Genomic DNA, 14035 nt, shown 5'->3' on the forward strand with positions numbered 1-14035 from the left:
AGCGCGCCACCGCCGGTGACCGCGGTCGCGGCGAGCGCCACCTGCCAGCCGACCGGGCCGACCTCCGCCAGCCGACCGGCGCCCAGCGGCCCGCCGGAGGCCACCGCGGCGGCGCCCAGCAGCAGGCCGGCCACCGGTCCGGCGAGCACGGCCGGGGCGAGCAGCCGCCCCCACGGCCGCGGGCTGCGCTCGGCGGCGGCCACCCCGACCAACCGACGGGCGAGCAGCCAGCCGGTGGCCATCCCCACCAGGACCGGAACCGCGAGGACCGCGGCCGACCCGAGCCCGTCGACCGGCCCACTGGGCAGGCCGGCGAACAACGGCAGGGCCGGCAGCGCGCCGACCGAAACCTCGCTGGTGCGAACCGCCGTGTCGGTGCCGACGGCAAAGCCGGGGCCGAGCAGGTAACTGGCCGACCAGACGGTGGCGTTGGGCGCGTACGCCAGGCTGACCAGGGTGATGCCGGCCTGCCCGGCCACCCCGGTGCGGTAGGCGCCGATCAGGTCGGCCGCGTCGCCACCACCGGTCGCCACGGCCAGCCCGGCCACGGCCGCCCCCGCGCCGAGCAGCACCAGCCCGGCCACCAGGCCGGCACGGACACCCTCGCGCAGGGGCAGCGGCGCCTGTGCGGCCAACGCCTCGGCCAGCCCGGTGGTGCGGGCCGCGCCGACGCCGGCGGCGAGCGTGCCGAGGACGGCGAGCGTCACCCCGGCCCGCACCGTTGACACGCCGGCACCGGCCAGCATCGCGGCGAGCACGCCCAGCAGGGCGTACGCGATGCCGACCGCGATGGCCGCGACGAGTGTACGGCCCGGAGACCGGCTGCCCCGGGCACCGATCGCGCGGGTGGCGTGCACCCCGGCGCGGGTGAGCCGCCACACCGCCAACGCGGTCACCGCGAGCGGGGCCAGACCCAGCGGGCCGTTGGCGGTGGCCAGCGGCACCCCGTGCCCGAGCAACCAGCCGGCCGCCCCGGCACGCACGCCGCCGAGCAGGCTGGCGGCACCCTCGCTGAGCTGGAACAGCCAGAGCACGAACGCCACGGGCAGCCAGGAGGTGAGCGCGGCACCACCGGCGGCGACCAGCGCGGCGACCACCAGCGGCGCGTGGCTGCGGCCCGGCGTCCCGTCCCGCGGCAACGGCACCCGGCGCGATGGGCCGGCACGGCCGGGTGGCCGGGCGCCGGCTCCGCGGGCGTCGGTTGCCCGGCGAGGCTGGTCAGGGGTGACAAACGACATCGGCTCTACTCTGGCATGCCGTGCCGGCGTCGGCTGTCCGACACCACCCACCAGAGCATCCAGTTCGTGTGATCGCCCGTGGCGCGGCGACGTCCTCCTCTAGCCTCGGCACAAGGACCGTGACCACATCGCGGCAGCAAGCGACCGGAGGGAAGCTGTGAACGCTCCGTATCCACCGCCTCCGCCGCCGCCCGCCGGCCGGGACCGCACCACCCTCTGGGGCGTGCTGGGCATCGTCACCGGCCTGCTCTGCTGCGGCATCCTCGGCATCGTCTTCGGTTGGCTGTCGGTCCGCGACGCAAAGCGGTACGCAAAGTCACCGGTGCTCGGTTACCTGGCCATCGCCTTCGGTGTGCTCAACATCGTCGTCAGCCTGATCCTGCGGTCCACCGGGAACTACCCGTACTGGAACCGCTGAGGGGCCGACCTTCCGGTCGGCCCCTCAGCGCGTGTTTGCCGTTCAGCCGGCGGACATGATCTCCCGCATCAGCTTGGCGGTCTCGGTCGGCGTCTTGCCGACCTTGACGCCGACCGCCTCCAGCGCCGCCTTCTTCGCGTCGGCGGTGCCCGCGGAGCCGGAGATGATCGCACCGGCGTGACCCATGGTCTTGCCGGGCGGCGCGGTGAAGCCGGCGATGTAGCCGACCACCGGCTTGGTGACGTTGGCCTTGATGAACTCCGCGGCCCGCTCCTCGGCGTCGCCGCCGATCTCACCGATCATCACGATGGCGTCGGTGTCCGGGTCGGCCTCGAACGCGGCCAGCGCGTCGATGTGCGTGGTCCCGATGATCGGGTCGCCGCCGATGCCGACGCAGGTCGAGAAGCCGATGTCGCGCAGCTCGTACATCATCTGGTAGGTCAGCGTGCCGCTCTTGCTGACCAGGCCGATCCGGCCGGTGCCGGTGATGTCGGCCGGGATGATCCCGGCGTTGGAGGCGCCCGGCGAGGCGATGCCGGGGCAGTTCGGGCCGATGATCCGGGTCCGCTCCCCCTTGGCCACGTTGTACGCCCAGAAGGCGGCGGTGTCGTGCACCGGCACCCCCTCGGTGATCACCACGGCCAGCGGGATCTCGGCGTCGATCGCCTCGATGACCGCACCCTTGGTGAACTGCGGCGGCACGAAGATGACGGTGACGTCGGCACCGGTGTCCTTCATCGCGTCGGCGACGCTGGCGAAGACCGGCAGCTCGGTGCCGTCGAACTCGACGGTGGTGCCCGCCTTGCGCGGGTTGACGCCGCCGACGACGTTGGTGCCGGCGGCGAGCATCCGCCGGGTGTGCTTGGAACCCTCGGAACCGGTCATCCCCTGGACGATGACCTTCGAGTCCTTGGTCAGCCAGATAGCCATTGTCAGACCCCCGCAGCCGCCAGCTCGGCGGCCCGCTCGGCCGCGCCGTCCATGGTGTCGACCCGCTGCACCAGCGGGTTGTTCGCGCCGTCGAGGATCGCCCGACCAGCTTCGGCGTTGTTGCCGTCGAGGCGCACGACGAGCGGCTTGGTGACCTGCTCGCCGCGCTGCTCGAGCAGGGCCAGCGCCTGGATGATGCCGTTGGCGACCTCGTCGCAGGCGGTGATGCCGCCGAAGACGTTGACGAAGACGCTCTTCACCGACGGGTCGGAGAGCACGATCTCCAGGCCGTTGGCCATCACCGCCGCGCTCGCGCCACCGCCGATGTCGAGGAAGTTGGCCGGCTTGACGTTGCCGTGCCGCTCGCCGGCGTACGCGACCACGTCGAGCGTGGACATGACCAGGCCCGCGCCGTTGCCGATGATGCCGACCTCGCCGTCGAGCTTGACGTAGTTGAGGTCCTTCGCCTTGGCGGCCTGCTCCAACGGATCCACGGTCGCCTGGTCGACCAGGGCCTCGTGGTCCGGGTGCCGGAAGCCCGCGTTCTCGTCCAGCGAGATCTTGGCGTCCAGCAGCAGCAGCTTGCCTTCCTTGGTCTTGGCCAGCGGGTTGACCTCGACCAGGGTGGCGTCCTCGGCGACGAACGCCTTCCACAACCCCACCGCGATGTCGACGACCTGGTCGGCGACCTCGGCCGGGAAGCCGGCGGCGGAGACGATCTCCCGGGCCTTGGCCTCGTCCACGCCCTCGACCGCGTCGATCGGGGCCTTGACGACCTTCTCCGGGGTCTCGGCGGCGACCTGCTCGATGTCCATGCCGCCGGCGACGCTGGCGATGCAGAGGAAGGTGCGGTTCGCCCGGTCGAGCAGGTACGAGAAGTAGTACTCGTCGGCCACGTCGGCGGTAACCGTGATCATGACCTTGTGGACCGTGTGGCCCTTGATGTCCATGCCGAGGATGTCGGTGGCGCGGGCCACCGTCTCCTCCGCGCCCTCGGCCAGCTTGACGCCGCCGGCCTTGCCTCGCCCGCCGACCTTCACCTGCGCCTTGACGACCACCCGGCCGCCGAGGCGCTCGGCGATCGCGCGGGCCTCCTCCGGGGTGGTGGCGACGCCGCCGGCGAGCACGGGCAACCCGTGCCGCTCGAACAGGTCCCGCCCCTGGTACTCGTACAGGTCCACGATTGCGCGTCCCGTCCCGTCTCCGCGGCGCACCGTCGCGCCGCCACCAGCGTATGGAAAGAAAACAGTGCGATGCCTGACATCAGTTGAAGTTGACGCAGGCCATTGCGCGCAGCCTAGCGATGCCGGCACGGCGGGCAACCGAGCGGGCGCGCGGTGTGCCGTAATCCACATCCGCAGCCGACGCCGCGTCACCGTCCCGCAGCGGACCGGGCCGGCGTCACCCGTTCGGGCGATCTCGCCAGGCCGGCCAGGGATCTGTGCGGTCGTGCGTAACCCCGCCGGAAGGGCGTCGTTGAGTCAGGTGTCGGAGCGCTGGACAGCGCGAGGACAACAAATACGGCCGATGCCCTGTCGGTCGAGGGGTGGCGGCGGGGCATCGTGCATAGAGGGGCCGGACGTGTGAGGGGTGCGTCCGGCCCCTCCCCCTGTGTCCGCCCTGCCCGGCAGCCTGTCGCCCGCGCGGGCCGCGTTCAGCCCACCGGCTGGGCGACGTTCGCCCGGACCCATTCCACGATGGACTGCGTGGTCGCACCCGGCGTGAAGATCTTGGCCACGCCGAGCTGCTCCAGTTCCGGCAGGTCGGCGTCCGGGATGATGCCCCCGCCGAACACCACGATGTCCCGGGCGTCCCGCTCGTCGAGCAGTTCGAGCACCCGACGGAACAGCGTCATGTGCGCCCCGGAGAGCACCGAGAGGCCGACGGCGTCGGCGTCCTCCTGGATCGCGGTCTCCACGATCTGCTCCGGCGTCTGGTGCAGGCCGGTGTAGATGACCTCCATGCCGGCGTCCCGGAGGGCGCGGGCCACCACCTTGGCGCCACGGTCGTGGCCATCCAGGCCCGGCTTGGCGACGACGACCCGAACACGAGAGCTCATCTGCGCATCCCTTTCACCGGCTCCGCGGCATTCACCTGAACGAACGGTAACCCGGCCGGCCGGGGCCGGGGAACGGGGGCCGGCGGAACCCGCTGCCACCGCGACCTCACGCAGGGCCGCAACCGTGCGGCTCGCGTCAAGGGAGACGACTCCGCCGATCGGTCACCGTACGCGACGAACGGACGATAACGAGGGCAGCTCTCCAGCGCCGCGAGGCATGACAATAATGGACGGATTAGGACAGAACGAGGCAACGAATTCGGCGCTTCGGCTTGTGACTCGACTGACGGTTGGCTAACGTGTCCACGGTTGTCATCAGGTCTACGGACGGGTGATGACGCGAACAGCCGACGTTCGGCCACCCGATCCGGACGACGGTCAGATCGCATCGGAACCCGACAACGGAGGGTATGCGTGCGCCAGCGCCTGTCGTCTGAGCCCGATCGATATCGCGGCCGCCGCCGCGTACCCACCCCCCCACGTAGCCGCTACGCCGCAGTCGTCACCACCGCCTTCGTCGGTGCCGGCGTGGTCGCGCTGGGTGCCGGCGCACTGCCGGACGCCAAGAGCGTCAGCCCGTCGGTGCTCGACGAGCTGAAGCAGGCGTCGATCAGCAGCCAGGGCGTCGCGGACCGCGCCGACGCCGCCGAGCGGGCGTCCCGCGACAGTCGCAGCGGCCCGGAGAGCACGGCCGACACCGGAGTGTGGCTACTACCCCTCCAGGGCTACGACTTCAACTCCCCGTACGGGATGCGCTGGGGCAAGCTGCACACCGGCATCGACCTGGTCGCCCCGGAGGGAACCCCGTACGTCGCGATCCACGAGGGCATGGTCACCAAGGCCGGCTGGTTCGGCGGGTACGGCTACGCCGTCATCGTCCAGCACGCCGACGGCAGTGAGGCGATCTACGGCCACTCCTCCGCGCTCAGCGTCCGCGAGGGTCAGCAGGTCAAGGCCGGCGACCAGCTCGGCCTGGTGGGCAACACCGGCCACTCGTACGGCTCCCACCTGCATCTGGAGGTCCATGTCAAGGGCGAGCCCCTCGACCCGGTGCCGTGGCTGCAGGAGCGTGGAGTGGACATCAAGCTGCAAGTCGAGGCAATTTACAGCGAGGTAGCGGAGTCCTGACGCCGTGTGAGGCCCGTTGACCGCCCGGATCAATCGATCCGGGCGGTTTTGCATGTCCCCCCGGCCGTGAAAGTATCCCAGCTCACAGCAGAGACTGTGAGCGATGCCACAGCCGATCCGAACCACCGCTCCGGTCAGTCGGCGGCAGTGGCGGACAGACCTGGACAACGCGCTGGCCACCACCGGCGGCCGGCCTGACCCCCGGTACCCGTCCTGAGCTGGACCGACACCAGGATTTCGAGGTCACGTGCCACTCGATCCAGTGAGGTCCGCCGTGCAGGACGACAGCTCAACTCCATACCGGAAGATCCCCGACGCCCCGGCCCGGCACCGGCGCCGCCTCGGCCGCCGCCACCGCCACCTGGTCGTCGGCGCCGTCGCCCTGGTCGGGCTCGGCCTCGGTGGTGTCGCCGTGGCCACCCGCGACGACCACCCCACCCCGAACCCGGTCTCGCTCGACGCCCCGGACCGGGCCGAGGCCGCCGCCCGCGCCGACCGCTCAGCCCGCGAGCCGGTCACCCTGGCCACCCCGGACAGCCCGACTCCGACTCCGTCGGCAAGCCCGAGCGCCAGCCCCTCCGCGAGCGCCAGCGCGAGCCCGACCGCGAAGCCCAGCCCGAAGGCCACGAAGGCCAGCCCGAAGGCCACACCCGCGCCGGCCAAGAGCGCGACGCCGAAGTCGTCGTGGGTGATCCCGATGGCCGGTGCCGCCATCACCTCGTGCTACGGCCCCCGCTGGGGCACCCTGCACGCCGGCATCGACTTCGCGCTGCCCGCCGGTACCCCGGTCCGCGCCGCCTTCGGAGGCACCGTGGCGAAGGCCGGCGACGTCGGCGACGGGTATGGCATCTCCGTCTTCATCGACCACGGCAACGACTACCTCACCCACTACGCCCACCTGAGCACGGCCAAGGTGAGCGTGGGCGCGAAGGTCAGCACCGGGCAGACCATCGGCCTGGAGGGCTCCACCGGCGACTCGACCGGCCCACACCTGCATTTCGAGGTGCACCAGGGCCAGATGTGGAACCAGATCGACCCGGCACCGTTCCTGCGTGCCCGGGGCATCTCCGTCGCCTGCTGACCCGTCGTTGAGGGTGCGGGCGCGTCACGGCTCCTCCTCGATGGCGGCGAGCGGCAGGGTGGGCCAGGCCGCGAGGTCGTCGAGCATCTGACGGTCGTGCGTGGCGACGACGACCGCTGCCGGGGTTGCCAGCAGGGCGGCGGTCAGGTCGTCGACCAGAGGCGCCGACAGGTGGTTGGTGGGTTCGTCGAGAATCAGCAGGTCGGGTCGCTCGGCGAGGCGCAGCGCGAGGTTCAGCCTGCGTTGCTGGCCCTGTGACATCCGCCCGACCGGGGTACGGAAGGCTTCCCGGTCGAGCAGGTTGGTCGCGGTCAGCGGGCGGCGGTCCTCGGCACTGAGGTGGCCCCTGGACTGGAGTTGGCCGACGTGCTGGTCGTACAGCTCGTGGGCGAGGGCGGTCGGCGGCCAGGCGGGTACTTCCTGCCCGAGGTACGCGACGCGGGCCCGCGAGAGGTGGCGGATGTCCCCGGTCGACGGTTCGAGATCTTTCGCCAGCACCGCGAGCAGTGTCGACTTGCCCGCTCCGTTGGGGCCGGTCACCAGCAGCCGGTCGCCGCCGTCGAGGGTGAGGGTGACCGGTTGGTACAGCCGCCCGGCCACGGTGACGTCCTGACAGCGCAACACAGGTGACCCGGGACGGGTGCCGATGTCGGGCCACCGCAGGCGCAGCGGCGGCTCAGGCACGGTGAGCTGGTGGGCCTCAAGGTCTGCCTGCCGGCGTCGGAGCGCCTGGACGACACCGGGGGCGCGGGACTGGCGCTGGTGTTTGCCATGTCCCTTGTCCGGGCGCCAGCCGGTGCTGAGTCGTTGCTGTGCCTCGCACACCGCGTCGGCCAGCCGCTGGTGTTCGGTCTGCTGGGCCTCGTAGTCGTGTACCCAGCGCTCGCGCTCGCGTCGGCGCCCGTTCTGCCAGCCGGCGTAGCCCCCGGCGAACAGGCGCGGTCGCCCGTCCTCGCTGGGGTCGAGGTCGAGGAACTCCAGAGCGACGTCCCTGAGCAGGGCACGGTCGTGCGTGACGACCACGACCCCGCCCGGGTGCTGACGCAGCCGGGCGGTGAGAAACGCCAGGCTCTCCGCGTCGAGATGGTTGGTCGGCTCGTCCAGCATCAGCAGGTCGTAACGCGCCCCCAACAGGCATGCCAGCCGAACCCGGTAGCGCTGGCCGACCGACAGCGTCGACAGCGGGCGCTCTCGATCGGTGCAGGCGTCGAGCCCGGCCAACGCCACGTCGACGCGGCGCTCCGCATCCCAGGCGTCCAGCCGGGTAGCCACGTCGAGTGCGGCGGCGTACGCCGTATCCGCGCCGTGCTTGCCCTCGGTCATCGCCGTCGCCGCGTCGTCGAGCGCCCGCAGCGCGCGGTGGGACTGCCGGATAGCACCCATGACGAGGCTGCCCACCGTCTCGCCGCTGCGCGCTTCCAGCGCCTGCCGGGCGACGCCGATGGTGCCGATCCGTTCCACGGTGCCCTGGTCAGGGGCGATCATGCCGGTCAGCACGTGCAGCAACGTCGTCTTGCCGCGGCCGTTCTCGCCGACGACGGCCAGTCGTGAGCGAGCCGAGACGGTCACGCTCACGTCGGACAGCACTACCCGCCCGCCCAGCACGACCCGTACGCCGTCGGCTCGGACGTGCGCCCGGTCACCGGCCGGCAGCTGACCGCCCCAGGCTTGCGATGAATCCAGTTCAAGATTTTTCATTGTGTGCTCTTCGGCTCGTCGTGGAGCCGGGCAGCACAGATACGCCGCCCGGCGGGAACGCCAGGACGGCGGAACAGAGCTCGATCAGAGAAAGCCGGTCAACCCTGCCGCCGTCAGCGGCGGGACCACAGCTTCATCGAGCCAGAGCCGGTGTACATGCCCCAACGATACGGGACTCAGAGCTTCTCGATCGGGGCGTGCCGCAGCACCAGCCAGAGCGTCTGGTCGCCGAAGTCGATCTGCGCCCGGGCGCCCGGGCCGTGCCCCTCCACGGCCACCACCCGGCCCAGCCCGTAGCGCTGGTGGTTCACCCGGTCCCCGGCCGTGACCTTCGGCCCCTGCGGCAGCTCGCTGGCGGTGGCCAACCGGCTGCCGTCCACGCCGAGCTTCCGAGCCAGCTGGACGGCCCGGGGCGTACCCCCGGTGAAGCCGCCGCGCCCGCCGGTGACCCGGTCCGCGCGGCCGCCCACGCCCCCGCCACCACCGCCCCACGAGGTGTACGACCCCTCGGTCCGTTCCCAGCGGACCAGTTCGGTCGGCAACTCCTCGACGAACCGGGACGGCGGATTGTAGGCCGGCTGGCCCCAGGCCGAGCGGGTCACCGCCCGGGAGAGGTAGAGACGCTGCCGGGCCCGGGTGATGCCGACATACGCCAGCCGCCGCTCCTCCTCCAGCTCCCGGGTGTCGCCCAGCGAGCGCAGGTGCGGGAAGACGCCGTCCTCCAGGCCGGTCAGGAAGACCACCGGGAACTCCAGGCCCTTGGCGGTGTGCAGCGTCATCAGGGTGACCACGCCCTGGTGCTCAGGGTCGTCGGTCGGGACCTGGTCGGCGTCGGCGACCAGCGCGACCTGCTCCAGGAAGCCGGCCAGGGTGGCCCGCTCGCCGTCCGCGCCGGTCGCCTCGATCCGTTCGGTGTACTCGCGGGCGACGCTGACCAACTCCTGGAGGTTGTCGACCCGACCGGCGTCCTGCGGGTCGAGGCTCTCCTCCAGCTCGGTCAGGTAGCCCGAGCGGGTCAGCACCGCCTCCAGCACGTCCTCCGGGGTGCCGTCGGCGGCCAACTCCCGGGCGGAGTCGAGCAGCGCGACGAACTCGGCGATGCCGTTGGCCGCCCGGGTGGAGATGCCCGGCGCGTCCTTGGCCCGGCGCAGTGCCGCGCCGAAGGAGATGCGGTCCCGGCTGGACAACGCCTCCACGCACGCCTCGGCGCGGTCGCCGATGCCCCGGCGCGGCGTGTTGAGGATCCGACGGAGGCTGACCGTGTCGTCGTCGTTGACCACCGCGCGCAGGTAGGCCAGCGCGTCCCGGACCTCCTTGCGCTCGTAGAAGCGCACCCCGCCGACGACCTTGTACGGCAGGCCGACCCGGATGAACACCTCCTCGAAGACCCGGGACTGGGCGTTGGTGCGGTAGAAGACCGCCACGTCGCCCGGCCGGGCGTCGTCGGCGTCGACCAGCCGGTCGATCTCCCGGGCCACCCAGTCCGCCTCGGCGTGCTCGGTGTCGGCGACGTAGGCGACGATCGGCTCACCCGTCCCGGCGTCGCTCCACAGCCGCTTGGGCTTGCGGGAGGTGTTGCGGTCGATCACCGCGTTCGCGGCGTTCAGGATGGTCTGGGTGGAGCGGTAGTTCTGCTCCAGCAGGATGGTGCGGGCGTCGGTGAAGTCGCGCTCGAACTCCAGGATGTTGCGGATCGTGGCGCCCCGGAACGCGTAGATCGACTGGTCCGCGTCGCCGACCACGCACAGCTCCGCCGACTCGACCCCCTCGGTGCCGGAGACCAGCTCCTTGATCAGGACGTACTGCGCGTGGTTGGTGTCCTGGTACTCGTCGACCAGGACGTGCCGGAACCGGCGACGGTAGGTCTCCGCGACGTGCGGGTGCGACTGGAACAGATGCACCGTCGTCATGATCAGGTCGTCGAAGTCGAGCGCGTGCGCCTCGCGCAGCCGCCGTTGGTAGAGCGTGTACGCCTCGGCCAGCGCGCGCTCGTTGGGCCCGCTGGCCCGGGCGGCGAAGGTCTCCGGGTCGACCAGCTCGTTCTTCAGGTTGGAGACCTGGGCGGCGAGGCCACGCGCCGGGTAGCGCTTCGGATCGAGGTCGAGCTCGCGGGTGACCATCTGCATCAGCCGGCGGGAGTCGTCGGCGTCGTAGATCGAGAAGGTGGACTTCAGGCCGGCATGCTCATGCTCGGCCCGCAGGATCCGTACGCAGGCGGAGTGGAAGGTGGACACCCACATCAGCCGGGCGCGCGGGCCGACCAGGGCGGTCACCCGCTCCTTCATCTCGCCGGCGGCCTTGTTGGTGAAGGTGATCGCGATGATCTCGCCGGGATGCACGTCCCGCGCGGCGAGCAGGTAGGCGATCCGGTGGGTCAGCACCCGGGTCTTGCCGGAACCGGCACCGGCAACGATCAGCAGCGGCGAGCCGGCGTGGGTGACCGCATCCCGCTGGGGGCCGTTGAGGCCCTCCACCAGCTGCAACGGATCGAGGCGGCCGGGGGCGGGCCAATGCGGCGGCAGCGCCCGGGCAGGCGCGGGCGCGGGCGGGGACACGGGGATGTCGAAGAGAGGATGCATCGCACCGCGAGTCTATGCCGCCGGCCGGACATCGCCCGCCCGCGCCGCCCCCGAACGGGACGAGGTGCAAGGAAGGGCCCCTTCTTAACGCCTACGGTAGAGGAAGGGCCCCTTCTTAACGCTTTCCTTGCGCGCCGCCCCGGTCGGGCGGCATACTCGACGGCGTGTTCGATCAGCGCTACTACTTTTACTACGGCACCGGGAGTCCGGCAGCCGTAGGTCGCGCCTGATCGACAAGACCTGCGAAAGCCCCGGGCTCCTCGGAGTCCGGGGCTTTTGTCGTCCCGGGATCCGGGCACCGGGCACCACACCGCGAGAGGTACCCGAAGATGACAGACGTGATGGAGCAGAGCGGCGGCCCGGCCGGTTCCGGCACGACCCCGAACGGCACCGGCCCGGCCGATCGCACCGAGCCCGCGCCCGAGTCCGCGCCGGGCAACCGCGGCACCGGTACGGCGGAGCCGGCCGCCGCCGCCCGGATCGCCGAGATCCGGGTGCGGATCGACGAGATCGACCGGGCGCTCATCGAGCTGTGGCAGGAGCGGGCTGCCCTGTCCCGGGAGGTCGGCACCACCCGGATGGCCTCCGGCGGCACCCGGCTCGTGCTCTCTCGGGAGCAGGAGATCCTGGAGCGGTTCCGGGCGGCCCTCGGTGCCGACGGCACGCAGCTCGCCCTGCTGCTGCTGCGGGCCGGCCGCGGCCCGCTCTGACCGCCGGATGATGCCCGTGGGCGGCGCTCGAACGCCCAACGAGGACCGGGGCGCCGGCCGCTGGTTACGGCCGACGCCCCGGATCACTGAGGAGGCACTTACCTTCACCGCCGCTCCCGGTACGGATGGTCGGGCCCGACGGCGTCTGTGCGGCTACTCCGTCGCGTGCACCACGTCGCGTACCTCGGCGAAGTGGCAGGCGCTCGGGTGGCCGGACTTGTCCCGGATCTGCAGCAGCGGCTCCTGCTGTGCGCAGACGTCCTGAGCCTTCCAGCAGCGGGTCCGGAACCGGCAACCCGACGGCGGGTTGGCCGGCGACGGCACGTCACCGGTCAGCACGATCTGGTCCCGAAGCCCGCGCAGCTTCGGGTCCGGCACCGGCACCGCCGACAGCAGTGCCTGGGTGTAGGGGTGCGTCGGGCTCTCGTAGATCTCGTCCTCGGTGCCGACCTCGACGACCTTGCCGAGGTACATGACCGCGACCCGGTCGGCGATGTGCCGGACCACAGACAGGTCGTGCGCGATGAAGACGTACGACAGACCCAGCTCGTTCTGGAGCTTCTCCAGCAGGTTGATCACCTGGGCCTGGATCGACACGTCCAGCGCCGACACCGGCTCGTCACAGAGGATGATCTCCGGGTTGAGCGCCAGCGCCCGGGCGATGCCGATCCGCTGCCGCTGGCCGCCGGAGAACTGGTGCGGGTACCGGGTGATGTGGTCCGGGTTGAGACCGACCAGCTCCAGCAGTTCCTTCACCTTGCCCCGCCGCTGGCCCTTGGGCACCACGTCCGGGTGCACCTCGAACGGCTCGCCGATGATGTCGCCGACGGTCATTCGCGGGTTCAGCGAGGTGTACGGGTCCTGCATCACCAGCTGGATGTTGCGCCGGCCGCGCCGCCGCTCGCTGGCACCCATCTTCGACATGTTCTTGCCCTGCACGAACAGGTCGCCGGAGGTCGGGGTCTCCAACCCGACCAGCATCCGGGCAAGGGTGGACTTGCCGCAGCCGGACTCACCGACGATGCCGAGGGTCTCCCCCCGGCGCAGTTGCAGGTTGACGCCGTCGACCGCGCGCACCGCGCCGATCTGCTTCTTGAAGACGATGCCCCGGGTGAGCGGGAAGTGCTTCACCAGGTCGCGGGTCTCCAGCACGAAGTCACTCATCGCCCTTGACCTCCTTCCAGAAGTGGCAGGCGGCCGTACGGCTCGGCGACACCTGGAGCAGCGAAGGCGCCGGGTCCTTGCGGCAGACCTCCTGGGCGTACCGGCAACGCGGGTTGAAGGCGCAGCCCGGCGGTAGGTTGGTCAGCGCCGGCGGCAGCCCCTTGATGGCGCTGAGTTCCTGGCCCTTGAGGTCCAGGCGCGGGATCGACTCCAACAGACCCTTGGTGTACGGGTGGGCCGGGCTGGCGTAGATGTCGTCTACGCCGGCTTCCTCGATGACCCGACCGGCGTACATGACCGAGATCCGGTCCGCCACGTCGGCGACCACGCCCATGTCGTGCGTGATCAGCACCAGGCCCATGTTCCGCTCCTGCTGGAGCTCGGCCAGCAGCGCCATGATCTGGGCCTGCACGGTCACGTCCAGCGCCGTGGTCGGCTCGTCGGCGATCAGCACCTCGGGGTCGAGCGCCAAGGCCATGGCGATCATTACGCGCTGCCGCATACCGCCGGAGAACTGGTGCGGGTAGTCGTTCACCCGCTGCCGTGCCGCCGGAATCTTGACCAGGTCGAGCAGCTCGATGGCGCGCGCCTTGGCGTCCTGGCGGGACATTCCCCGGTGCTTCCGGAACAGCTCAGCGAGCTGGAACCCGACGGTGAACACCGGGTTCAGCGCGGAGAGCGCGTCCTGGAAGATCATCGCGATCCGGTTCGCCCGCACCTTGCGGCGTTCCGACTCCGGCAGCTTGAGCAGGTCGACGCCACGGTAGAGGATCTCGCCACCGGTGACGAAGCCGGGCGGCGTGTCCAGGATCCCCATGATCGCCTGGGCGGTCACGCTCTTGCCGCAGCCGGACTCGCCGAGGATCGCCCGGGTTTCGCCGGCCCGCAGGTCGAAGCTCACTCCGTTGACGGCGTGTGCGATGCCGTTGCGGGTGCGGAACTCCACCTGCAGGTCCTTGACCTCCAGCGGCAACGCGTTCGGGTCGAGGCCCGGCAGCGCGTCCAGCTTGACGTTCACATCAGTCATGGG

12 protein-coding genes are annotated in these 14035 nt (G+C 71.3%); 4 read left to right on the top strand and 8 right to left on the bottom strand.

The window, feature by feature from the left end; genetic code table 11:
• Window positions 1-1238 (bottom strand): DUF6350 family protein (locus tag AB0M52_RS07905; protein ID WP_363950402.1); only part of this gene is annotated, 1238 nt, incomplete at its 3' end.
• A gap of 157 nt (window positions 1239-1395) precedes the next feature.
• Between AB0M52_RS07905 and AB0M52_RS07910 the strand changes: the two genes are divergently transcribed.
• Window positions 1396-1656, top strand: a complete 261-nt coding sequence (locus tag AB0M52_RS07910; RefSeq protein WP_363950405.1) for a DUF4190 domain-containing protein — start codon at window positions 1396-1398, stop codon at window positions 1654-1656.
• Window positions 1657-1698: 42 nt separating this feature from the next.
• On the opposite strand, the gene sucD is transcribed toward AB0M52_RS07910, so the two are convergent.
• The 3 genes from sucD to AB0M52_RS07925 all read right to left on the bottom strand — a co-directional run bounded on the left by sucD (window position 1699) and on the right by AB0M52_RS07925 (window position 4645).
• Window positions 1699-2586, bottom strand: coding sequence for a succinate--CoA ligase subunit alpha (gene sucD, locus AB0M52_RS07915; RefSeq protein ID WP_111214752.1), 888 nt, complete (start codon window positions 2584-2586; stop codon window positions 1699-1701).
• Window positions 2587-2588: 2 nt separating this feature from the next.
• The gene (gene sucC / locus AB0M52_RS07920) at window positions 2589-3767 is read right to left on the bottom strand and encodes an ADP-forming succinate--CoA ligase subunit beta (RefSeq protein ID WP_363950408.1); all 1179 of its coding nucleotides are present in this window, start codon (window positions 3765-3767) and stop codon (window positions 2589-2591) included.
• A 473-nt stretch (window positions 3768-4240) separates the two neighbouring features.
• Window positions 4241-4645 carry a cobalamin B12-binding domain-containing protein gene (locus AB0M52_RS07925; protein ID WP_363950411.1) on the bottom strand — a complete coding sequence of 135 codons (405 nt, stop codon included), beginning with the start codon at window positions 4643-4645 and terminating at the stop codon, window positions 4241-4243.
• Window positions 4646-5059: 414 nt separating this feature from the next.
• Between AB0M52_RS07925 and AB0M52_RS07930 the strand changes: the two genes are divergently transcribed.
• Window positions 5060-5773: a M23 family metallopeptidase gene (locus AB0M52_RS07930; protein ID WP_363950413.1), complete on the top strand. Its 714-nt coding sequence runs from the start codon at window positions 5060-5062 to the stop codon at window positions 5771-5773.
• Window positions 5774-6047: 274 nt separating this feature from the next.
• Window positions 6048-6854: a M23 family metallopeptidase gene (locus AB0M52_RS07935; RefSeq protein ID WP_363950416.1), complete on the top strand. Its 807-nt coding sequence runs from the start codon at window positions 6048-6050 to the stop codon at window positions 6852-6854.
• 24 nt (window positions 6855-6878) lie between these two features.
• On the opposite strand, the gene AB0M52_RS07940 is transcribed toward AB0M52_RS07935, so the two are convergent.
• A complete protein-coding gene (locus AB0M52_RS07940; RefSeq protein ID WP_363950418.1) occupies window positions 6879-8552 on the bottom strand; it encodes an ABC-F family ATP-binding cassette domain-containing protein in 1674 nt (557 codons plus the stop codon).
• Window positions 8553-8728: 176 nt separating this feature from the next.
• Window positions 8729-11131 (bottom strand): DNA helicase PcrA, encoded by a 2403-nt coding sequence (pcrA, locus tag AB0M52_RS07945; protein WP_363950421.1) that lies wholly within the window; start codon window positions 11129-11131, stop codon window positions 8729-8731.
• 329 nt (window positions 11132-11460) lie between these two features.
• Between pcrA and AB0M52_RS07950 the strand changes: the two genes are divergently transcribed.
• The gene (locus AB0M52_RS07950; RefSeq protein WP_363950423.1) at window positions 11461-11841 is read left to right on the top strand and encodes a chorismate mutase; all 381 of its coding nucleotides are present in this window, start codon (window positions 11461-11463) and stop codon (window positions 11839-11841) included.
• A gap of 153 nt (window positions 11842-11994) precedes the next feature.
• Here the strand turns inward: AB0M52_RS07950 and AB0M52_RS07955 are convergent, their stop codons facing one another.
• Entirely contained in the window at window positions 11995-13005 is a 1011-nt protein-coding gene (locus tag AB0M52_RS07955; RefSeq protein ID WP_363950425.1) for a dipeptide ABC transporter ATP-binding protein, read from the bottom strand.
• Window positions 12998-14032, bottom strand: a complete 1035-nt coding sequence (locus tag AB0M52_RS07960; protein WP_363950428.1) for an ABC transporter ATP-binding protein — start codon at window positions 14030-14032, stop codon at window positions 12998-13000. Before AB0M52_RS07960 ends, AB0M52_RS07955 begins: the two co-directional genes overlap by 8 nt.
• Between the last annotated feature and the right edge of the window lie 3 nt (window positions 14033-14035).

It is taken from the genome of Micromonospora sp. NPDC051296 (genome assembly GCF_040682255.1).
Lineage (GTDB): Bacteria > Actinomycetota > Actinomycetes > Mycobacteriales > Micromonosporaceae > Micromonospora > Micromonospora craterilacus.